General features: G+C 69.9%; 17 protein-coding genes. 15 read left to right on the top strand and 2 right to left on the bottom strand.

Going from position 1 to position 20360, the window contains the following annotated elements; all coding sequences use genetic code 11:
* Window positions 1–42: 42 nt before the first annotated feature.
* From HSO01S_RS10355 to guaA, 7 genes are all read left to right on the top strand, one after another.
* Window positions 43–1161 (top strand): GuaB3 family IMP dehydrogenase-related protein, encoded by a 1119-nt coding sequence (locus tag HSO01S_RS10355; RefSeq protein ID WP_066041076.1) that lies wholly within the window; start codon window positions 43–45, stop codon window positions 1159–1161.
* Between the two features lie 49 nt (window positions 1162–1210).
* Window positions 1211–2938 carry a glycerol-3-phosphate dehydrogenase/oxidase gene (locus tag HSO01S_RS10350; RefSeq protein WP_066041074.1) on the top strand — a complete coding sequence of 576 codons (1728 nt, stop codon included), beginning with the start codon at window positions 1211–1213 and terminating at the stop codon, window positions 2936–2938.
* A gap of 194 nt (window positions 2939–3132) precedes the next feature.
* The gene (locus tag HSO01S_RS10345) at window positions 3133–3666 is read left to right on the top strand and encodes a cation:proton antiporter regulatory subunit (RefSeq protein ID WP_066041073.1); all 534 of its coding nucleotides are present in this window, start codon (window positions 3133–3135) and stop codon (window positions 3664–3666) included.
* Between the two features lie 9 nt (window positions 3667–3675).
* Window positions 3676–5145 carry a cation:proton antiporter gene (locus HSO01S_RS10340; RefSeq protein ID WP_084361548.1) on the top strand — a complete coding sequence of 490 codons (1470 nt, stop codon included), beginning with the start codon at window positions 3676–3678 and terminating at the stop codon, window positions 5143–5145.
* Between the two features lie 5 nt (window positions 5146–5150).
* Complete coding sequence (locus HSO01S_RS10335) at window positions 5151–6032, top strand: SURF1 family protein (RefSeq protein WP_245635987.1); 882 nt, start codon at window positions 5151–5153, stop codon at window positions 6030–6032.
* Window positions 6033–6036: 4 nt separating this feature from the next.
* Complete coding sequence (locus tag HSO01S_RS10330) at window positions 6037–6501, top strand: DUF3817 domain-containing protein (protein ID WP_066041070.1); 465 nt, start codon at window positions 6037–6039, stop codon at window positions 6499–6501.
* Entirely contained in the window at window positions 6497–8095 is a 1599-nt protein-coding gene (guaA, locus tag HSO01S_RS10325; RefSeq protein WP_066041068.1) for a glutamine-hydrolyzing GMP synthase, read from the top strand. The genes HSO01S_RS10330 and guaA overlap by 5 nt, the downstream gene beginning before the upstream one ends.
* Before the next feature lie 82 nt (window positions 8096–8177).
* Here the strand turns inward: guaA and HSO01S_RS10320 are convergent, their stop codons facing one another.
* Window positions 8178–9005, bottom strand: a complete 828-nt coding sequence (locus HSO01S_RS10320) for a Bax inhibitor-1/YccA family protein (RefSeq protein WP_066041550.1) — start codon at window positions 9003–9005, stop codon at window positions 8178–8180.
* 109 nt (window positions 9006–9114) lie between these two features.
* Here HSO01S_RS10320 and HSO01S_RS10315 point away from each other — a divergent pair, with 109 nt between their 5' ends.
* Genes HSO01S_RS10315 through HSO01S_RS10305 form a run of 3 tightly spaced genes read left to right on the top strand, consistent with a single transcriptional unit; the run spans window position 9115 to window position 13913 of the window.
* On the top strand, window positions 9115–10275 hold the full coding sequence (locus HSO01S_RS10315; RefSeq protein WP_084361547.1) for an acyltransferase family protein: 1161 nt from the start codon (window positions 9115–9117) through the stop codon (window positions 10273–10275).
* 5 nt (window positions 10276–10280) lie between these two features.
* A complete protein-coding gene (locus tag HSO01S_RS10310; RefSeq protein ID WP_084361595.1) occupies window positions 10281–11447 on the top strand; it encodes a glycerophosphodiester phosphodiesterase family protein in 1167 nt (388 codons plus the stop codon).
* A 12-nt stretch (window positions 11448–11459) separates the two neighbouring features.
* Window positions 11460–13913, top strand: a complete 2454-nt coding sequence (locus HSO01S_RS10305) for an ATP-dependent helicase (protein WP_066041064.1) — start codon at window positions 11460–11462, stop codon at window positions 13911–13913.
* 130 nt (window positions 13914–14043) lie between these two features.
* Here HSO01S_RS10305 and HSO01S_RS10300 read toward each other — a convergent pair whose 3' ends face one another.
* Complete coding sequence (locus HSO01S_RS10300) at window positions 14044–16434, bottom strand: hypothetical protein (protein WP_066041062.1); 2391 nt, start codon at window positions 16432–16434, stop codon at window positions 14044–14046.
* 256 nt (window positions 16435–16690) lie between these two features.
* Here HSO01S_RS10300 and sucC point away from each other — a divergent pair, with 256 nt between their 5' ends.
* From sucC to HSO01S_RS10275, 5 genes are all read left to right on the top strand, one after another.
* Entirely contained in the window at window positions 16691–17860 is a 1170-nt protein-coding gene (gene sucC / locus HSO01S_RS10295) for an ADP-forming succinate--CoA ligase subunit beta (protein WP_066041060.1), read from the top strand.
* A 17-nt stretch (window positions 17861–17877) separates the two neighbouring features.
* Window positions 17878–18780 carry a succinate--CoA ligase subunit alpha gene (sucD, locus tag HSO01S_RS10290; RefSeq protein ID WP_066041058.1) on the top strand — a complete coding sequence of 301 codons (903 nt, stop codon included), beginning with the start codon at window positions 17878–17880 and terminating at the stop codon, window positions 18778–18780.
* A gap of 87 nt (window positions 18781–18867) precedes the next feature.
* Window positions 18868–19368 (top strand): nucleotidyltransferase domain-containing protein, encoded by a 501-nt coding sequence (locus HSO01S_RS10285; RefSeq protein ID WP_066041056.1) that lies wholly within the window; start codon window positions 18868–18870, stop codon window positions 19366–19368.
* A 50-nt stretch (window positions 19369–19418) separates the two neighbouring features.
* Entirely contained in the window at window positions 19419–19706 is a 288-nt protein-coding gene (locus HSO01S_RS10280) for a HepT-like ribonuclease domain-containing protein (protein WP_169799975.1), read from the top strand.
* Window positions 19707–19789: 83 nt separating this feature from the next.
* Complete coding sequence (locus HSO01S_RS10275; RefSeq protein WP_157079013.1) at window positions 19790–20305, top strand: hypothetical protein; 516 nt, start codon at window positions 19790–19792, stop codon at window positions 20303–20305.
* Window positions 20306–20360 lie beyond the last annotated feature (55 nt).

Raw genomic sequence — 20360 nt, 5'->3', positions numbered from 1 at the left:
GCTCCGAGGCGACCGAACGTGTCCCCGATAGGATGAGGCGTGATGGAAATTGAAATCGGCCGTGCCAAGCGCGGACGCCGCGTCTACTCCTTCGACGACATCGCCGTCGTCCCCTCCCGGCGAACTCGCGACCCTCAGGACGTGTCGGTCGCCTGGTCGATCGACGCGTACCAGTTCGACATCCCCGTGCTCGCAGCCCCGATGGACTCGGTGGTCTCCCCGCAGACCGCGATCATGATCGGCCAGCTCGGCGGTGTCGGCGTGCTCGACCTCGAGGGTCTGTGGACCAGGTACGAAGACCCGGAACCGCTCCTCGAGGAGATCCGGAACCTGCCCGAGGGCCGCGCGACCGAGCGGATGCAGGAGATCTACGCCGAGCCGGTCAAGCCCGAGCTCGTGACGGCCCGCCTGGCCGAGATCCGTGCATCCGGAGTCACCGTCGCCGGCGCCCTCTCGCCGCAGCGCACCCAGGAGCTCTACGAGACCGTGGTCGCCGCCGGCGTCGACCTCTTCGTCATCCGCGGCACGACCGTCTCGGCCGAGCACGTCTCGAAGACGGTCGAGCCGCTCAACCTCAAGAAGTTCATCTACGAGCTCGACGTGCCCGTGATCGTCGGTGGCGCCGCGACCTACACCGCGGCCCTGCACCTCATGCGCACCGGCGCGGCCGGCGTTCTCGTCGGCTTCGGCGGCGGCGCGGCCTCGACCACCCGCGCGACCCTCGGCATCCACGCCCCGATGGCGACCGCGGTCGCCGACGTCGCCGGTGCGCGCCGCGACTACATGGACGAGTCCGGTGGGCGCTACGTGCACGTCATCGCCGACGGCGGGCTCGGCACCTCGGGCGACATCGTCAAGGCCATCTCGGTCGGCGCCGACGCCGTCATGCTCGGCACCGCGCTCGCCCGTGCGAGCGACGCCCCCGGCGGCGGCTGGCACTGGGGGCCCGAGGCCCACCACTCGCAGCTTCCCCGCGGCAACCGCGTGCACGTGGGCCAGGTCGCGCCGCTCGAGCAGATCCTCTACGGACCCTCGCCGGTGGCCGACGGCACCGCCAACCTGATCGGCGCGCTGCGCCGCTCGATGGCGACGACGGGCTACTCAGACCTGAAGGAGTTCCAGCGCATCGAAGTGGTTGTGGCCCCCTACCGCGTTGATTAGCGTGGGAGCAGACACAGCGCGCTGCTGATCTGCGACGAAGGAGAGTCTCATGGCCACCACCTCGGTATCGCACTCGACGAAGATCGGCCCCGAGGAGCGTGCGGCGGCCATCGAGACCCTGAAGTCCAAGGAGCTCGACATCCTGGTCGTCGGCGGCGGCATCGTCGGCACGGGCGCCGCATTGGATGCGGTGACCCGGGGGCTCCGGGTCGGCATGGTCGAGGCGCGTGACTGGGCCTCGGGCACCTCGAGCCGCTCGTCGAAGCTGGTGCACGGCGGCATCCGCTACCTCGAGCAGCTCGACTTCCGCCTCGTGCGCGAGGCGCTGACCGAGCGCGGCCTCCTTCTGCAGCGGATCGCGCCGCACCTGGTGAAGCCGGTGCGCTTCCTCTACCCGCTGAACAAGCGCATCTTCGAGCGTGCCTACATCGGCGCCGGGATGATGCTCTACGACATCTTCAGCTACACGGGTGGCCGCCCGCCCGGTGTGCCGCACCACCGCCACCTCAGCCGCCGCCAGGTGCAGACCCTGATGCCGAGCCTGGCGAAGGATGCGCTGATCGGCGGCATCACCTACTACGACGCGCAGGTCGACGACGCCCGCTATGTCGCGAACGTCGCCCGGACGGCGGCCTCCTACGGGGCCCACATCGCCAGCCGCGTGATGGTCGAGGGTTTCATCAAGGTCGGCGAGCGGGTGGTCGGGGTCACCGCGCACGATCTCGAGACCGACGAGCGGTTCGAGATCCGCGCGAAGCAGGTCGTGAACGCGACGGGCGTCTGGACCGACGACACCCAGTCCATGGTGGGCGAGCGCGGGCAGTTCAAGGTGCGGGCCTCCAAGGGCATCCACCTCGTCGTGCCGCGCGACCGGTTCCAGGGCAAGTCGGGGCTGTTGCTCCGCACCGAGAAGAGCGTGCTCTTCGTGATCCCGTGGGGCCGGCACTGGCTGATCGGCACCACCGACACCGACTGGCACCTCGACAAGGCGCACCCGGCGGCGACCGCGGCCGACATCGACTACCTGCTCGAGCACGTCAACAAGGTGCTCGCGGTGCCGCTGACCCGGGAGGACGTGGAGGGTGTGTTCGCGGGGCTCCGGCCGCTGCTGGCCGGTGAGAGCGACCAGACCTCGAAGCTGTCGCGCGAGCACCTGGTCGCGCACTCCGTTCCGGGCCTCGTCGTGGTCGCGGGCGGCAAGTGGACCACTTACCGGATCATGGCGAAGGACGCGATCGACGCCGCTGTCTCGGCCCTCGACGGCAAGATCTCGCCCTCGGTCACGCAGGACATCGCGCTGATCGGAGCCGAGGGCTACCAGGCCGCCTGGAACAAGCGGTCCAAGATCGCCCGCAAGTTCGGCGTGCACACCGTGCGGATCGAGCACCTGCTGAACCGCTACGGAACGCTGACCGACGAGCTGCTCGACCTGATCCTGGAGGACCCGTCGCTGGCGGATCCGCTGCCCGGGGCCGACGACTACATCGGCGCCGAGGTGGTCTACGCGGCCTCGCACGAGAGCGCGCTGCACCTGGACGACGTGCTCGCCCGCCGCACCCGCATCTCGATCGAGGCCTGGGACCGCGGGGTCTCGGCGGCGCCGGTCGCCGCCCGGCTGATGGCCGGGGTGCTGGGCTGGGACGACGAGCAGGTCGACCGCGAGGTCGCGGTCTACCTCGAGCGGGTCGCGGCCGAGCGGGCGAGCCAGGAGCAGCCGGACGACGAGTCGGCGGAGCGCGTCCGGCTCGAGGCGCCGGACATCGTCGAGGTCGACTGACCCGCGCATCCGTGCCGGGCGTCAGGTGCCCGTGTGGATGCACCTGTGGGCGCCGGTGTGCGCGCCTGCGCGTGCGCCTGCCCGTGCGCCCTCTGCGAACAGCGGCGCCGGGCGGTCGAGGCCGCGCAGGGCTCGCCTAAACTGGAGGGACCGCCGCCTTTCCGGCCGCGGTGCACTGGTGAGGAGACACACGCATGGTCGACGTCCGTCGCGTCAAGCTTCCCGGAGTGGGGGTGCTGCACACCTTCATCACCTCGGACGGCGGGAAGGTGGGCGTCATCGCGCACCGGTCCGGTCACAGCGACCTGATCACCTTCGCCGACGACGAGGACGGCCCCGCGACGAGCAAGGTGTCGCTCCGGCTCTCCGAGGACGAGGCGCACACGCTCGCCGAGCTGCTCGGCGGCACGCAGATCACCGAGTCGCTGACCGCCCTCGACCAGATCCCCGGCCTCAGCATCGACTGGTTCTCGGTCGACTACGAGGACCACATCGCCGGTCAGCCCCTCGGCAGCCCCGCCGAGCGCGGCATCGCGGGCCTCACCGTCGTCGCCGTCGTGCGCGGCGACTCGGCCAACCCCGCGCCCGCGCCCGACTTCAAGGTCTTCCCGGGCGACACGCTCGTGGTCGCCGGGTCGCCGGAGAAGGTCGCCAAGGCCTTCAACTTCTTCCGCACCGGCGAGATGAAGCCGAAGGCAGGGGTCGTCTCCGCGCCACCCGGAAGCTAGGGCGCGCGCATGCACCTCGGCCCCGACCTCCTCGTCCTCGGTGTCCTGTTCGTCATCGCGTACGTCCTGGGGCGACTCGGCAAGTCCATCGGCCTCCCCGCCATCCCGATCTACATGGTGGTGGGGCTTCTCGCGAGCCCGTACTTCGGCTGGTTCCCGCTCGAGTTCGCGCACACCGACTACATCCAGCTGATCGCGGTCTTCGGGCTGATCCTGCTGCTGTTCAACCTCGGGCTCGAGTTCGATCAGGACGAGTTCTTCAGCAACGCCGGCCGGCTGCTCATCTCGGGCGGCTCGTACATCCTGATCAACATGGCCGTCGGCTTCGTCTTCGGCTTCCTGGTGGGCTGGGGAACCCGGGAGGCGCTGATCATCGCGGGCATCACCGCGACCTCCTCGAGTGCGATCGTGACCAAGCTGCTGATCGAGCTCAACCGTCTGGCCAACCGCGAGACGCCGATGATCCTGGGCGTCACCGTCGTGGAGGACGTCTTCATCGCGATCTACCTCGCGATCGTGTCGGTCGTGCTCTCGGGCGAGACCGAGATCTGGCCGGTGGTCGGCAAGCTCGGCGTCTCGTTCCTCTTCCTCGTCGTCATGTTCGCGGTCGCCCGGTGGGGCGGCAAGTACGTGTCGCGCATCTTCCGCACCAAGGACGACGAGCTCTTCACGATCCTGTTCTTCGGCCTGGCGATCATGTTCGGCGGGCTCGGCGAGATCCTCGGGGTGACGGATGCGATCGGCGCGTTCCTGATCGGGCTCGTGCTGGGTGCGACCCGGTACCGCAACCGGATCGAGCAGATCGCCATCCCGCTGCGCGACGTCTTCGGCGCCTTCTTCTTCTTGAACTTCGGCTTGGGGCTGGACCCGACGAAGTTCGGTGCGGTGATCGTGCCCGTCGTGCTCGCGGTGGTCATGACGATGGTGCTCAACATCATCGCGGGCCAGTTCGTGGCCTGGCTCAACGGGCTGGGGCCGCAGGCCGGCATCAACACGACCGCCATCCTGCAGAACCGCGGCGAGTTCGCGCTGATTCTCGCGACGCTCGCGTTCGCGGCCGGGCTGGATGAGCGCATCCAGCCGTTCGCCGGCCTCTACGTGCTGATCATGGCCATCATCGGGCCGGTGCTCGCGGTGAACTCCGAGCGGATCGGGTCGTTCGTGCTCGGGACGAAGCGGAAGCGGGTGAGGGCGGCTGCGGCTGCGGCCGCAGCGGCGGCTGCCGGTGCCGGTTCGGTCGGGGGTGCCTCCGGATCCGTCGAGAAGCCGGACCTGTCGCAGGCGGAGGCGATCGCGCTGATGAACGGAGTCTCCGACGCGGAGCGCCGTGGGGTCGGGGGCGGTGCCGGCGACGGTGGCGACTTCGACCTCGACGGCGACGCGGACGACGACGTCGACCCGGTCCGCGACCGGCTGATCGAACAGGCGATGCTCCAGTCCGACGAAGCGCGACCGACCGCGAGGGATGACGAGTATTGAGCACGGTGACCGTCTTCCAGGTGATGCGGCGTCCGCGCTGGATCGCCACCCTCGTGCTCGCGCTCGTGATCGCCGCGGGCTTCGCCGCGCTCGGCCAGTGGCAGCTCGGCCGCGCGGTCACGAACGGCGCGGTGCTGAACACCGGCAGTGAGACGATGCAGCCGCTGCAGGACGTCGCGACGCCGCAGAAGCCGGTGCTCGAGGCGCAGGCGGCCCAGCGGGCCGAGACCACGGGGCACTGGGTCGGCTCGGGCTACGACGTGCTCGGCGGGCGGCTGAACGACGGCACCTCCGGGTACTGGGTGATCGGGCAGTTCGCGGTCGACCAGCCGGTCGACACGTATCTCGCGGTGGCGCTGGGGTGGACGACGGATCTGGATCTCGCGCGGACGACGGCACAGGCGCTGTCGGGTGCGGCAGGAGCATCCGCTGGTCAGCCGGACGACGGAACGGCCGGCGTGACGTCGTCGGCTGTGCCGCCCTCGGTCACGCTGCAGGGCCGCTACCTCCCCACCGAAGGGCCGGTCGCGACCGACCAGCAGAAGCCGGTGCCCGGGGAGTCGCTCGACGGCACCCCGCTGCAGACCACGATGTCGGTCGCGTCGCTGGTCAACCGGTGGACGCAGTTCGACGCCGATGCGGACGTCTACGGCGGCTACCTCGTGCTCGACACTCCTCCGGCCCCGCTCGGCGCGATCGCCTCGCCCGAGCCCGACCGCTCGGTGCAGCTCAACTGGCTCAACATCTTCTACGCCGCCGAGTGGGTCGTGTTCGCGGGCTTCGCGATCTACTTCTGGTACCGCCTGGTGCGCGACGCCTGGGAGCGAGAGACGGAGGACGAGGAGGAGGTCTCCGCAGATAACGCTCCGGATGCGCGAGTAGGCTAGATCCATGGCCCTCGCACCGAAACCGAAGGACTTCCCGCGCATCCGCGGGGCGCTGAAGTTCTATCAGGTCGCCTCCATCGTCACCGGAACACTGCTTCTGTTGCTGTGCGCCGAGATGCTCCTGAAGTACACCCCGATCGACCTGGAGCTCGAGCTCGGCGGCCCGCGCGGCTTCCTCGCGTTCGTGCCCTCCGGCACCACGGTCGCGATCAACATCAGCCTCACCATCCTGATCGTGCACGGCTGGTTCTACGTCGTGTACCTCTTCTCCGGCTTCCGGTTGTGGAGCTTCATGCGCTGGCCCTTCCTGCGGTTCGTCGTGATCGCCCTGGGCGGCGTCATCCCCTTCCTCTCCTTCTTCCTCGAGGCGCGAATCGCGCGCGAGGTGAAGGCCTACCTCGCCGCGCGCGAGGCCGAGGCCTCGACCCCTGACACTTCGACGACCGACCCCGTGGAGGCCACCCATTAGCGGAACACCGACCCCCGACCACGACGAGCTCACCCGCCCGGTGCTCGTCGTCGACTTCGGCGCCCAGTACGCCCAGCTGATCGCACGCCGCGTGCGCGAGGCCAGCGTCTACTCCGAGATCGTGCCGCACTCGATCAGCGCCGCCGAGGTGGCCGCGAAGAACCCGGTCGGCATCGTGCTGAGCGGCGGTCCGTCCAGCGTCTACGAGGAGGGGGCCCCGGCCCTCGACCCCGCCATCCTCGAGCTCGGCGTGCCCGTCATGGGCATCTGCTACGGCTTCCAGGTGATGGCCAAGGCGCTCGGCGGCGAGGTCGCGAAGACCGGCGCGCGCGAGTACGGCTCGACCGACATGGCGGTCGACGGCACCGGTGGGGGAACCCTGCTGAACGGCCAGCCCGACGCGCAGACGGTGTGGATGAGCCACGGCGACTCGGTCGTGCAGGCACCCGACGGCTTCGAGGTGCTCGCGAGCACCTCCTCCACCCCCGTCGCCGCCTTCGCCAACGCCGAGCGCGGACTGTACGGCGTGCAGTGGCACCCCGAGGTCAAGCACAGCACCTACGGGCAGGACGTGATCGTCAACTTCCTGCACCGCGCCGCCGGCATCCCCGCCGACTGGAACCCGGGCAACGTGATCGCCGACCAGGTCGCCGCGATCCGCGCCCAGGTCGGCACCGGCCGGGTCATCTGCGCGCTCTCCGGCGGGGTCGACTCCGCGGTGGCGGGCGCTCTCGTGCACGAGGCCGTCGGCGACCAGCTGGTCTGCGTGTTCGTCGACCACGGCCTGCTCCGTGAGGGCGAGCGTCGTCAGGTCGAAGAGGACTACGTGAAGTCCACGGGCGTGCGCCTCGTGACGGTGGATGCGCGCGAGCGCTTCCTCACCGCTCTCGAGGGCGTCAGCGACCCCGAGCAGAAGCGCAAGATCATCGGGCGCGAGTTCATCCGCACCTTCGAGCAGGCGCAGGCCGACCTCCTCGCCGAGGCCGCTGCCGACGGCGACCCCATCCGGTTCCTGGTGCAGGGCACCCTCTACCCCGACGTGGTGGAGTCCGGCGGGGGAACGGGCACGGCCAACATCAAGAGCCACCACAACGTGGGCGGGCTGCCGGAAGACCTGCAGTTCGAGCTCGTCGAGCCGCTCCGCGCCCTGTTCAAGGACGAGGTGCGCGCCATCGGCCGCGAGCTCGGCCTGCCGGACGAGATCGTCTCGCGCCAGCCGTTCCCCGGCCCGGGGCTCGGCATCCGCATCGTCGGCTCGGTCACCTTCGAGCGCCTCGAGCTGCTGCGGCACGCCGACGCGATCGTGCGCGCCGAGCTCACCGCCGCGGGCCTGGACGCCGAGATCTGGCAGTGCCCCGTCGTGCTGCTGGCCGACGTGCGCTCGGTGGGCGTCCAGGGCGACGGCCGCACCTACGGCCACCCGATCGTGCTGCGCCCCGTTTCGTCGGAGGACGCGATGACGGCGGACTGGACGCGGGTTCCGTACGACGTGCTCGCGAAGATCTCGAACCGCATCACCAACGAGGTCGCCGGGGTCAACCGGGTCGTGCTCGACGTGACGTCGAAGCCGCCGGGCACCATCGAGTGGGAATGAGAGAAGGGGCCGTCCTGGTGGACGGCCCCTTCTTCGTTTCGGTGGTGCGGGTGGCGGGTTGTCAGCCGCTAGCCGCGAGCCGCTAGTTGCGGAAGATCGCGATGATCCGCAGCAGCTCGAGGTAGAGCCAGACGATCGTGAGGGTCAGGCCGAAGGCCGCCGACCAGCCGTACTTGCGCGGCGCACCGGCCTTGACGCCGCGCTGCACGGAGTCGAAGTCGAGCACGAGCGAGTAGGCGGCGAGGATGACGGCGAGCACGCCGATCACGAGGCCCAGCGGGATGCCGAAGATCTCGACGCCGCGGAGGCCGAACGCGTTCGGGACGGCGCCGGTGGCCATCAGCACGAAGTTGATGAGCGAGAAGACGGCATAGCCGATGATGGCGATCAGGAAGATCTTGGTCGCCCGCTTGGAGGCGCGCACCTTGCCGCTCGCGAACAGCGCCAGTGTGACGCCGAAGACCGCGAAGGTGGCGAGGACCGCCTGGATGACGATGCCGGGGTAGCGCGACTCGAAGAAGCCGGAGAGGCCTCCGACCGCGAGACCTTCGAAGGCCGCGTAGGCCAGGATCAGCGGAACGGACGGCTCGCGCTTGAAGGCGTTGACGAGGCCGAGGACGAGACCGCCGATGACGCCGACGATCATGAGGCCGAGGCCCAGGGCCGTCGGCTGCGGGTAGTTCGCCAGGAAGCTGATCGCCGCGGTGGCGATGAGGATGACGAACATCACCACCGTCTTGACGATGGTGTCTTCGTAGCTCATCCGGCCGGTGTCGGTCGGGGTCGCGTCGGGACGCTGGTACATCTCCTGGAGGCCCTCGGCGGAGATGGTGGGCGTCTGCGCCACACCCTTCTTGCCGTTGAACACCGGATTCCGTGCGAAGGCGGGGTTGCTGGACTCTGCTGCCATGTCGGTCTCTTCCATTGGGAACGTGATCGTGGTCATACAAAGGTATCGGGGATGCCCGTTCCCCGCCTGCCAATTCACTGTCGGCGGAATGCTATGAGAGCATTAACCAATGTCCAAGGACGCTCCAAGCTCTCCGGCAGCAGTGCCGGCATCCTCGCCGCTTCCGGCGACCGGGCGGGGCGGTCCGGGATTCTTCGGTCTCCTCGACCAGCTGCGCGGCATCGCCGCCCTGCTCGTGGTCTGGGCGCACCTGGTCGGCTTCTTCCTCGAAGCGGCCGGCCGCTCGTGGCTGCCGTTCCGGCTGGTCGATCGCTTCATCGAGAAGCCGCTGGCCATCGTCGAGAGCTTCGGCTGGTTCGGCGTCGCCCTGTTCTTCTTCATCTCCGGCTTCGTGATCACGCACGCCGCGACCCGCGAGACGGGCCGCGAGTTCATCACCAAGCGCATCCTGAGGATCTACCCTCCGCTGGTGTTCGCCGTGCTGCTCGCGCTCGCGATCGCCTTCGTCACCGGCAGCCCGGCCAAGAGCGGCGACGGCGGAGCGCTCACGGGGTGGGACCTGCTGACCAACTTCAGCCTCGCGAACTACGTGGCCGAACCGCGCACGATCATCCTCGTGGTGGCGTGGACGCTGGCGGTCGAGATGTCGTTCTACCTGCTGATGTGGGGCCTCAAGACCCTGCTGCCGAGGGCGCCGTTCCTGCTCAGCCCCGCCATCCTCGTCATCGTGCTGATCGTGTTCGCGGTCAGCGGGCTGGCCCGGCCCCTCTTCTTCCTGATCATCACGGTCGGGATGGTGCCGCTGCTCGTGCTCGGGCAGCTGACCTACCTCGTGGTCACGAAGCGACTGAAGCTCTGGATCGCGTCGCTCTACGGAATCGCGGCGTGGGTGGTCTGGATCATCTGCATGGAGCTGATCTATCCCTCGAACCTGCTGCCGGACTACTCGTACCCGACGAACGCGCTCTTCGCGTTCCTCATCTTCCTGATCGCGGTGCTCGCCGAGGGCAGGGTCAAGCCCTTCAAGCCGCTGTCGGTCGTCGCGCGGCGCAGCTACTCCCTCTACCTGGTGCACGCACCGCTCGGACTCGGCATCCTCGGGGTGCTGAACGCCCGTACCTCGCTGCCGTACACGATCGAGCTCGCGATCACGCTCGTGGCCGTGGCGATCGCCACGGAGGTCTGCTACCGGTTCGTCGAGCGGCCGAGCCAGGCGCTCGGGCGGCGGCTGTTCCCCAAGGTGAAGAAGGCCGTACCCGCTAGCGTGTGAGGGTGATGTCGGAATCGGGTGCTGGGGCTGTGCGCTTCGGGTCCTCGCCTGTGATCGGGCATCGGGGTGCCAGCGGGTATCGGCCCGAGCACACGGCCTCGGCGTATCGGCTCGCGTTCGCGCTGGGCGCCGAGCTGGTCGAGCCCGACGTGGTGCTCTCGCGCGACGGGGTGCCGGTCGTGCGGCACGAGAACGAGATCTCGGGTACGACGGATGTGGCCGAGCGGCCGGAGTTCGCCGATCGGCGCACCTCGAAGACGGTCGACGGGATCGTCGAGCACGGCTGGTTCGCCGAGGACTTCACGTGGGCCGAGCTCGCGACGCTGCGGGCCCGCGAGCGACTGCCCTCGATTCGGCCGGCGAGTGCGGCCTTCGACGGGACGGAGGGCGTGCTGCGGTTGCGGGACGTGCTCGAGATCGCGGCCGAGGCCGGTGGGGGTGTGGTCGTCGAGATCAAGCACGCGACGTATTTCGCGGGGCTCGGGATGCCGATCGGGGAGATCGTCGCGGGGGAGCTGCGGGAGGCTGGCTGGGGCGTGGGTGTTGGTATTGGCGCTGGCGCTGGTGTTGCCGCTCGTGCTGGCTTGGGCTCTCGCGCTGCCACGCATCCGCTCGTCATCGAGTCGTTCGAGAAGACGGTGCTGCTGCAGCTGCGCGCCGCCGGGGTGCAGGCGCAGTACGTCTATCTGCTCGAGGCGACGGGCGCGCCGTTCGACGAGGTGGCGCTGCACGGGGCCGCGGCCGCCCCGTACGCGGCGTCGCTGACGGATGCCGGGCTGCGGGCGCTCGCCGGGGAGGTCGACGGGGTGAGCCTCGACAAGGACCTGATCCTGGTGCGGGATGCGGACGGGCGGGCGACCGGGGTCTCGGACGTCGTCGCGCGGGCGCAGAGGGCGGGGCTGTCGGTGTTCACTTGGACGTTGCGGGCCGAGAACGAATTCCTTCCCGTCGACTACCGGGTCTCGGGCGCTGCCGGGGCTTTCGGGCGGTGGGAGGACGAGTTCGGCGCCATCCTGGGCAGCGGCGTCGACGGGGTGTTCGCGGATCAGCCGGATCTGGCGGTGCGAGCGGTCCGGGCCCTTCAGACAGTTCGGCCGCTTCAGGCCGCGGCCGGTGAGGGCCGTGGGGGTGTGGCCGGCGGCTCCGAGCCCGCTGTCGGTGGCGCGGCCTAAACTTGTCGCAGCATGAGCGACACCACCGAATCGACCCCGGCCCGCATCACCCCTGTGATCGTCGACGGTCGCGGCAACTCCGACGGAACCGGCGACGGCTCGGGTGACGACCCGCTGCTCGAGGGGCTGAACCCCGAGCAGCGCGAGGCCGTCGTCTACCGCGGGCCCGCCCTGCTGATCGTCGCGGGCGCCGGCAGTGGCAAGACCCGGGTGCTCACTCATCGCATCGCCAGCCTCATCCGCAACGGCGAAGCCTGGCCGAGCCAGATCCTCGCGATCACCTTCACCAACAAGGCCGCGGCCGAGATGCGTGAGCGCGTCGGTCACCTGCTCGGGCAGGTGGCGGAGGGGATGTGGATCTCGACGTTCCACTCGGCCTGCGTGCGCATCCTCCGTCGCGAGGCCGAGAACTTCGGGTTCACGAAGGCGTTCACGATCTACGACTCGCAGGATTCGCGGGCGCTGGTGAAGCGGATCATCAAAGACCTCCAGGCCGACACCTACGGTTTCACGGTGGCGCAGGTCACCGGCAAGATCTCGAAGCTCAAGAACGAGCTGACCGATGTCGAGACCTACGCGCGGCAGGCGAACTTCTCCGACCCGAACGACGCGATGTTCGTCGAGTGCTTCCGGGCCTACACGCGGGCGCTGAGGGATGCGAACGCCTTCGACTTCGACGACCTGATCAGCCAGACGGTCTACCTGTTCCGCGCCTTCCCGCAGGTGGCGGAGAAGTACCAGCGTCGGTTCCGGCACATCCTGGTCGACGAGTACCAAGACACCAACCACGCGCAGTACGCGCTGATCCGCGAGCTCACCCGGCCGCCGGAGTCGAACGAGCTCTCCGGGCTGCCGGCATTCGGCGGCGGCGGCGCCTCGCTGACCGTGGTCGGTGACTCGGACCAGTCGATCTACGCCTTCCGGGGCGCCGACATCCGCAACATCGTCGAGTTCGAGCGCGACTTCCCGGGGGCGAGCGTCGTGCTGCTCGAGCAGAACTACCGGTCGACGCAGAACATCCTGACCGCGGCGAACTCGGTGATCTCGAACAACTTCGACCGCAAAGACAAGAAGTTGTGGACGGCGGTGGGCGACGGCGACAAGATCGTCGGTTTCACCGGGTACTCCGGTCACGACGAGGCGCAGTTCGTCGCCGACGAGATCGCCAAGCTGCACGAGGGGGGCACCCCCTACAACCAGATCGCCGTGTTCTACCGCACCAACTCGCAGACCCGTGCGCTGGAGGAGATCTTCATCCGCTCGGCCCTGCCGTACCGGGTGCTCGGCGGCACGAAGTTCTACGAGCGCGCCGAGATCAAGGATGCGATGGCCTACCTCACGGCCGTCGCGAACCCCTTCGACGGGCTGGCGCTGCGCCGCATCCTCAACACCCCGAAGCGCGGCATCGGTCCGGCGACCGAGACGCAACTGGCGTCGTTCGCCGAGCGGGAGCAGATCAGCTACCGGGAGGCGATGCGCCGAGCCAAGGAGCTCGGGCTGGGGCCGAAGGTGACGGGCGCGATCCTGCAGCTGGCGTCGCTGCTCGACGAGGCGAGCGAGCTGGTCGATCCGGAGCGCCCGGGTGGCGAGGCCCAGGTCGGTGAGGTGCTGCAGGTTCTGATGGAGCGCAGCGGGCTGGTGACGAGCCTGCGGGCGACGCGGGACCCGCAGGACGAGGCGCGGGCCGAGAACGTCGAAGAACTCCTGGCGGTCACGAAGGAGTTCAACCGCAACAACCCCGACGGCACGCTCGTCGACTTCCTGACCGAGGTGTCGCTGGTCGCGGCGGTCGACGACCTCGACGACTCGAGCGGAACGGTGTCGCTGATGACGCTGCACACCGCGAAGGGCCTGGAGTACGACGCGGTGTTCCTCACCGGTATCGAGGAAGACCTGTTGCCGCACCGGATGTCGGCGAGCGAACCGGGTGGCCCGGCGGAGGAACGGCGGCTGTTCTACGTCGGCATCACGCGGGCGCGGAAGCGGTTGTTCTTGTCCCTGGCGATGACCCGCGCGCAGTTCGGCGAGACCGCGGTCGCGATGCCGAGCCGGTACCTGCAGGAGATCCCGGCCGAGCTGATCGAGTGGATCCAGTCGCCCGGAATGGCTACTTCGCGCGGCGGCACCGAGCCGCGGGCGCTGAACGCGTCCCGGGGCGGCCGGGGGTCGTACGGCGGCGGTGGCGGTGGTGGCGGCAACTCGCGCTGGAACAGCGATTCCGGCTTCGGCATCCCGCCGGGGCCCCCGCGGCCGAAGACCGAGTGGGCGAACCGGGTCACCGGCCAGGTGCGCGACAACGGCGACCTCGAGCTCGCGCCGGGCGACCGCATCCGCCACACCGACTTCGGCGAGGGCCGGGTAAACCAGGTCACGGGCGAGGGCTCGAAGCGCGTGGCGCACGTGCAGTTCGAGTCGGCGGGCCCGAAGAAGCTCCTCATCAAGATCGCCCCCATCGAAAAGCTCTGACCCCCGTCGCCTGCTGCCGGGGGCACCCGCACCCCCCGCACGGGTCGTCCCGAGGGCGGCCCGAGGCGGGCGCGTGCCGAAGCCCCGCCCGACCCGGCGCAGCGCCGGGCTGAGGCGAGCGGGCGGTGGGTCAAGGCCAGCGGCGGAGGGCGAAGGCGAGGCCGGCGAGGCCGGTCATGAGTCCGAGGACCGCTGCTGCGACCGTGAGGGCGGCAGGCATCGCCGGGACCCCGGTGCTCGCCAGCGCGACCGGGCGTTCTGGCGCGGCGTAGGGCGGGGGAGCCGGTGCCGGCGTGCTCACTGCCGGGGGTGTCGTCGGGGGCGTGGTGGCCGGCGGCGGGGTGAGCACGAACGATTCGGCGTGCAGCACTCGGTGGTCGGAGAACTCCTTCACCAGGACCGGCATCTCCCGCGCCACCGACCCCTCGGCGGCGACGGCGGCCACGGCGACCTCGGGGGCGGCGGCCTCCGTCTCGGTGAGGAATCGGCGAACCATGCTCGAATCCGCCAACGTCGCTGAGCGATCGCCGTCCATCGCTGCCGGGAGGTCCGGTGCGGCTCCGGTCTCGGACCCGATCGACGGGACGGGGGTCGGCGTCGATGTCGTCGGGGTCGCGTCGAAGACGAAGTAGTAGAAGCCGGGAGTGGTGACCGGGATGCAGTCGGTGCGGTGAGCGCCGTCCGCATCAAGCAGCGTGGTCACCCGGCCCGCGACCGGAAGCGGATCAGCGGGCGGCGTGGGCACGCGGGCCGCATCGCTATCCCGAGCCGCACCGGCATCCTGCGCCGCATCGGCGCCTCGGGCTGCATCCGGATCCTGCGCCGCATCGGCTCCTCGAGCCGCATCGGCATCGTGCGCCGCATCGGCGGGAAGCGGACCGATCAGGGTGGAGACGACGGAGAGCGGCGGAGCCCCCTCGGGCAGCCCCGCGAGGACCAGCCGATCGCGCGCGCAGAACGGCTCACCGCCCGGGGCGGGCGCGAGCGCCGACGCGGGCCCTTCGGTGGACGCCGTCGCGATCTGGGACAGGCTCGCGAGGGTGGCTGCCTCGACATGCGACCTCGCAGCGGCCCTTGCCGCAGTGCCATCACCGGTGGGCGCGGCGCTCGGAAGTGGGGTGTCGTCGGCGCTCGCTGCAGGGACGGCGTCGGCCGTGCCAGACGAAGGGGCAGCGGCAGAGGCGGGGGTGAGGGTGGCGGTGGTGTCTAGGCGGGGGGTGGCGGGGACGAGGGTGGTCTCGGAGGCGACGCCGAAGGGGGAGGTGAAGCCCTGCAGGCGGGTGCCTCCGCGGTCGGCGGGGGTGCGGGCGGGGTCGATCGAGTCGGTCCAGACGTAGTAGCCGGGAGAGGGGACGGTGCAGGGTGCGGTCGCGTAGACGCCCGGGCCCGTGTCGATCGAGAGCTCGCTTCGGCAGACCGGACGGGCATCGGCCGGGACCGTCGAGGAGAGCACCGGCGGGGTGCCGAACGGGCCCCAGAGCACGCTCGCCACGACCACCGGGATCGGCAGGAAGGCGCCGTCCGGCGCCTGGAAGAGGCCCCAGCGACCCCCGGTCGCCGAATCCGGATGCGCGTCGAGCGTCAGCGTGTCGGTCACGGCTGCGCCGGGCGAAGCGACCGCCGCGCTCGTCACCGTCTCGACCCGCGGGCGGAAGGGGAGCTCCGAAGTAGACGTCGTGTCGGCCGTGGCCGCCGCGCTGAGGAGGTTCGGTTCGCTCACCAGGAGGCTCTGACTGCCGCCGGTGTTGCGCCCGAATCGGAAGTCGGCGCCGAACGGGAGCGCGTGGTACTCCACGCGGGCCGAGATGGTCTCGAGGTCGCCGATCTCGTCCGGCACGATCTCCCGCGCCAGGCCGTTGGGCAGGTACGCGCGCCGGCTGCCGTCGGCGAAGGTCGCGCCGACGAGCGTGACGTCGCCGTAGTAGCTCGCCGGGGCCAGTGGATGCGCTCCGCTCAGGAAGTCGACCCAGAGATCGGTGAGCACCCGCGCGCCGATACCGCTCGCATCCAGACCCAGCGTGGCCGTCGCACCGCGGGACGCGCCGGAGTCGCCGTTCGCGAGTTCGAGCATCCGATTGGCCGCCTGGGTGACGAGCCCCGCGTCGCCGTTCGCGCGCCGGGCGAAGAAGGCCTGGTCGTGGCCGCCGAGACCGGTGACGGTCCAGGTCGCCAGCTGGGCCGAGGCGGCGGTGAGTGCGTCGCCGGGTGCACCCCAGTGTCGTGAGATGAACGCCAGCCGCGCGGCATCATCGGTGGAGTAGCCGGCCGAGGCGCCGGGGAGGTAGTCGACGTCGGACCCGGCCGGCGGAGACTTCGTGACCTCGAGGCAGTAGCCGGAGCGGCCATCGGCCAAGCGGTAGTTGCCGAGCCAGGAGGTGTGGTCGCCGAGCCAGGTGACGCCGTCGCCGTGCGCGAGGGCCCGGACGGCGTTCGCGGGCGGGGCGGCGCCGGCGAGGAGGAGCAGCGGGAGGAGGACGGCGCCGGACAGGAGTGACGCGAGGAGTCGGAGGGTTCTGGTCATGGCCCCAAGGGTCGTCGGATGAGCCACAGAGCAGAGCGGCTAGAGCGCATCTGTGGAGAACCGCGAGAACAACCCCGGCGGGGGAGAAGTGGATGCCTCCACCCCGTCACGAAGCCCCGGACCGGGCGCAGACCAGGCGGGGGTAGAGTTCTAGATGGTGTCCGGAGCGACGGAGTGGGCATCCATTCCGCCGCGCCATCAGTCATGTCCCCCCACCCCCGGGGACGACGAGTTGAAAGCGGATTGGAAGACCAGCGTGGATCTATTCGAGTACCAAGCCCGAGACCTGTTCGAGAGCTACGGGGTCCCCGTGCTCCCGGGCATCATCGCCGACACCCCCGAGGAGGTCAGGGCTGCGGCTGAGACGCTCGGCGGCGTCACCGTGGTGAAGGCCCAGGTCAAGGTGGGCGGCCGCGGGAAGGCCGGCGGCGTCAAGGTCGCGAAAGACCCCGAAGCCGCCGAGGAGGCCGCGAAGGCCATCCTGGGCCTGGACATCAAGGGTCACGTCGTCAAGCGCGTCATGGTCGCCGGTGGCGCCCGCATCGACCGGGAGTTCTACTTCTCGGTGCTGCTGGACCGCGCCAACCGCTCCTACCTCTCGCTGACCAGCTACGAGGGCGGCATGGAGATCGAGCAGCTCGCCGTCGAGCGCCCCGAGGCCCTCGCCCGCATCGAGGTCGACCCGATCGCGGGCATCGACCTCGAGACCGCGCGCCGCATCGCGGTGGACGCGAAGTTCCCCGAGGAATTGGTCGAGAAGGTCGCCCCCGTCTTCGTGAAGCTGTGGGAGGTCTACAAGGGCGAGGACGCGACGCTCGTCGAGGTCAACCCGCTCGTGCTCACCGAGGAGGGCGAGATCATCGCCCTCGACGGCAAGGTCTCGCTCGACGAGAACGCCGACTTCCGTCACCCCGAGCACGAGGCGCTCGAAGACGCCGAGGCCGCCGACCCGCTCGAGGCCAAGGCCAAGAAGCTGGGCCTGAACTACGTGAAGCTCGACGGCGAGGTCGGCGTGATCGGCAACGGCGCCGGACTCGTGATGTCGACCCTGGATGTCGTCTCCTACGCCGGCGAGAAGTACGACGGCGTGAAGCCGGCCAACTTCCTCGACATCGGTGGCGGAGCATCCGCTCAGGTGATGGCCAACGGGCTCGACGTGATCCTCGGTGACGAGCAGGTCAAGAGCGTGTTCGTGAACGTGTTCGGTGGCATCACGGCGTGCGACGCCGTGGCCAACGGCATCGTCGGCGCCCTCGAGGTGCTGGGCGACACCGCCACCAAGCCGCTCGTGGTCCGGCTCGACGGCAACAAGGTCGAGGAGGGGCGCCGCATCCTCGAGGAGGCGGCCCACCCGCTCGTGACCCTGGCACTCACCATGGACGAGGGCGCCGACAAGGCCGCCGAGCTCGCCGCGGCTGCGAAGTAAGAAGAGGACGAGAGAACATGTCGATTTTTCTGAACAAGGATTCCAAGGTCATCGTCCAGGGCATCACGGGCGGTGAGGGCACCAAGCACACCGCCCTCATGCTGAAGGCCGGCACCCAGGTCGTCGGAGGCGTGAACGCACGCAAGGCCGGCACCACCGTCAGTCACACCGACAAGGACGGCAACGCCGTCGAGCTGCCCGTGTTCGGCACGGTCGCCGAGGCCATCGAGCAGACCGGCGCCGACGTGTCGATCGCGTTCGTGCCCCCGGCGTTCTCGAAGGATGCGATCATCGAGGCGATCGACTCGGAGATCCCGCTGCTGGTCGTCATCACCGAGGGCATCCCGGTGCAGGACTCGGCCGAGGCCTGGGCGTACGCCACGGCCAAGGGCAACAAGACCCGCATCATCGGCCCGAACTGCCCCGGCATCATCACGCCCGGCGAGTCGCTGGTCGGCATCACCCCGGCGAACATCACCGGCAAGGGCCCGATCGGCCTGGTGTCGAAGTCGGGCACGCTGACGTACCAGATGATGTACGAGCTGCGCGATCTCGGCTTCTCGACCGCCATCGGCATCGGCGGCGACCCGATCATCGGCACCACGCACATCGACGCGCTCGCCGCGTTCGAGGCCGACCCGGAGACAAAGGCGATCGTCATGATCGGTGAGATCGGTGGCGACGCCGAGGAGCGCGCGGCCGACTTCATCAAGGCCAACGTCAACAAGCCGGTCGTCGGCTACGTCGCGGGCTTCACCGCCCCCGAGGGCAAGACGATGGGTCACGCCGGCGCGATCGTCTCCGGTAGCGCCGGAACGGCTCAGGCGAAGAAGGAGGCCCTCGAGGCCGCCGGCGTGCGCGTCGGCAAGACCCCCAGCGAGACCGCGGCCCTGCTCCGCGAGGTCTACGCGGCCCTCTAGTCCCGCCGCAGCACCACCGCACAGGCCCGCCCCGATCCGTCGGGACGGGCCTTGCTGTTGGGCATCGGGGAGCATAAGCTCGCTTATATGAAGACGAGGGATGCTCAACGCTCGCTGCTCGAGGAGCTGGCGACAGCGGCGCTCGAACGACGAGCTGCCGAAGAGGCGCTGCGACGGCGCGCGGCCGCGGCACTCAACGACGGGGTGCCGCAGCAGGCGGTCGCGACCGTGCTCGGTGTCACCCAGTCGGCGGTCTCGCAGATGATGTCGGCCTACCGGGAGGCCCGGCTCGGCGGCGGAGCGATCGGGCGCCGCGTGCTCGAGCGCCGGGGGGAGCTCGTCAGGGTGGCCAGAACGCACGGGGCGTCGAGGCTGCGTGTGTTCGGGTCGGTCGCCGAGGGGCGGGAGGTCGAGGCGAGCGATCTCGACCTGATCGTGCTCATGCCTCGCACGCCGGGACTGCTCGCGATCTCGGCGCTCGGGAGCGAGCTCGCCGAGGTCGTCGGCGTCGAGGTCGACGTGATCCCCGAATCCTTCGTCTCGCCGCGCGAGCTCCCGGCACTGCTCGCCTCCGCCGTCCCGCTGTGAACCGAGGGGATGCCGAGTGGCTGAACGATGCCTCCGGCCACCTCGCTGCCTTGAGAGCGCATCTCGGGCGGGTCGATGCGGATGACGGCCTGGTGCTGGATGCCGCAGCGCTCCGTCTGGCCGCCGCGATCGACTGTGTCGGCCGGGCCGATCCCGGAGTGAGGACCGCGGTCATCACGCCGTCGCTGTGGCGGGACATCGTCGGGCTGCGCAATCGGATCGCGCACGCGTATGCCTTCGTCGACCGTCACGTGCTGCTCGAGAACATGGCGAAGGATGTCGACGAACTGCAGGCGCTCGTCGACGGGATGCTGTCGCGGGTCGGGCGCGGGGTTTGAGAGAATCGGGGGCGGGGCCCGTGCGGCCGGGAGGGGGACGGATGGACGCCGAGAGCAAAGCGACGTCGGAACGCGCCGATGAGGTGGCTGAGGCCACAGCGCCGACGGCGTCGTTGTATCAGCGGCTGCGGCATGAGCTGGTGACGCCGGAGTCGATTTACGGGACGATCATCGTCAGTGCCCTGATCGTGCTCGTCGAGGACGGGGAGAGCGACTTCAGCCTGCTGGTCGCGGTCGCCGCCACGAGCTTCGTGTTCTGGGTCGCCCACGTGTTCGCCTCGACGGTGGCCCACCACGGCAAGCGCGACGGCGTCGAGATCCCGCTGGGGGAGGCGCTGGGGCGCGCGGTCCGGCACTCGTCCGGGCTGCTGCTGGCCGCGATCATCCCGATCGGGGCGCTGGCCCTCGGCGCGCTCGGTGTGCTGCCGGAGGACGACGCCTACGTGCTCGCCCTGTTCGTGGGGGTCGCGGTGCTGTTCGTGCTGGGGTGGCTGGCCTTCGCCGAACGGGGGAGCCGCTGGTTCGTGTGCCTGCTCGGCGCCGTGGGAACCGCGCTGCTGGGCGTGATCGTGATCCTGTTGAAGGCGTTCTTCCACTGAGCCAGGCAGAAAAGAGGGGGGTGCGCTGCGACGGCGCAACCGTGCACCCGCACCC

The organism is Herbiconiux solani NBRC 106740 (assembly GCF_001571005.1).
GTDB lineage: Bacteria > Actinomycetota > Actinomycetes > Actinomycetales > Microbacteriaceae > Herbiconiux > Herbiconiux solani.
Note: the sequence above shows the minus strand (reverse complement) of the source record. Positions and strands in the feature narration are given on the sequence as shown.

Bases quoted from the DNA above. Each gene is read 5' to 3' on its own strand.
- HSO01S_RS10305 (WP_066041064.1), top strand. From the start codon at position 11,460: ATGAGCGACACCACCGAATCGACCCCGGCCCGCATCACCCCTGTGATC.
- HSO01S_RS10310 (WP_084361595.1), top strand. From the start codon at position 10,281: ATGTCGGAATCGGGTGCTGGGGCTGTGCGCTTCGGGTCCTCGCCTGTG.
- HSO01S_RS10330 (WP_066041070.1), top strand. From the start codon at position 6,037: ATGGCCCTCGCACCGAAACCGAAGGACTTCCCGCGCATCCGCGGGGCG.
- sucD (WP_066041058.1), top strand. From the start codon at position 17,878: ATGTCGATTTTTCTGAACAAGGATTCCAAGGTCATCGTCCAGGGCATC.
- HSO01S_RS10315 (WP_084361547.1), top strand. From the start codon at position 9,115: ATGTCCAAGGACGCTCCAAGCTCTCCGGCAGCAGTGCCGGCATCCTCG.
- HSO01S_RS10350 (WP_066041074.1), top strand. From the start codon at position 1,211: ATGGCCACCACCTCGGTATCGCACTCGACGAAGATCGGCCCCGAGGAG.
- HSO01S_RS10300 (WP_066041062.1), bottom strand. From the start codon at position 16,434: ATGACCAGAACCCTCCGACTCCTCGCGTCACTCCTGTCCGGCGCCGTC.
- HSO01S_RS10355 (WP_066041076.1), top strand. From the start codon at position 43: ATGGAAATTGAAATCGGCCGTGCCAAGCGCGGACGCCGCGTCTACTCC.
- HSO01S_RS10320 (WP_066041550.1), bottom strand. From the start codon at position 9,005: ATGGCAGCAGAGTCCAGCAACCCCGCCTTCGCACGGAATCCGGTGTTC.
- HSO01S_RS10345 (WP_066041073.1), top strand. From the start codon at position 3,133: ATGGTCGACGTCCGTCGCGTCAAGCTTCCCGGAGTGGGGGTGCTGCAC.
- HSO01S_RS10285 (WP_066041056.1), top strand. From the start codon at position 18,868: ATGAAGACGAGGGATGCTCAACGCTCGCTGCTCGAGGAGCTGGCGACA.
- HSO01S_RS10340 (WP_084361548.1), top strand. From the start codon at position 3,676: ATGCACCTCGGCCCCGACCTCCTCGTCCTCGGTGTCCTGTTCGTCATC.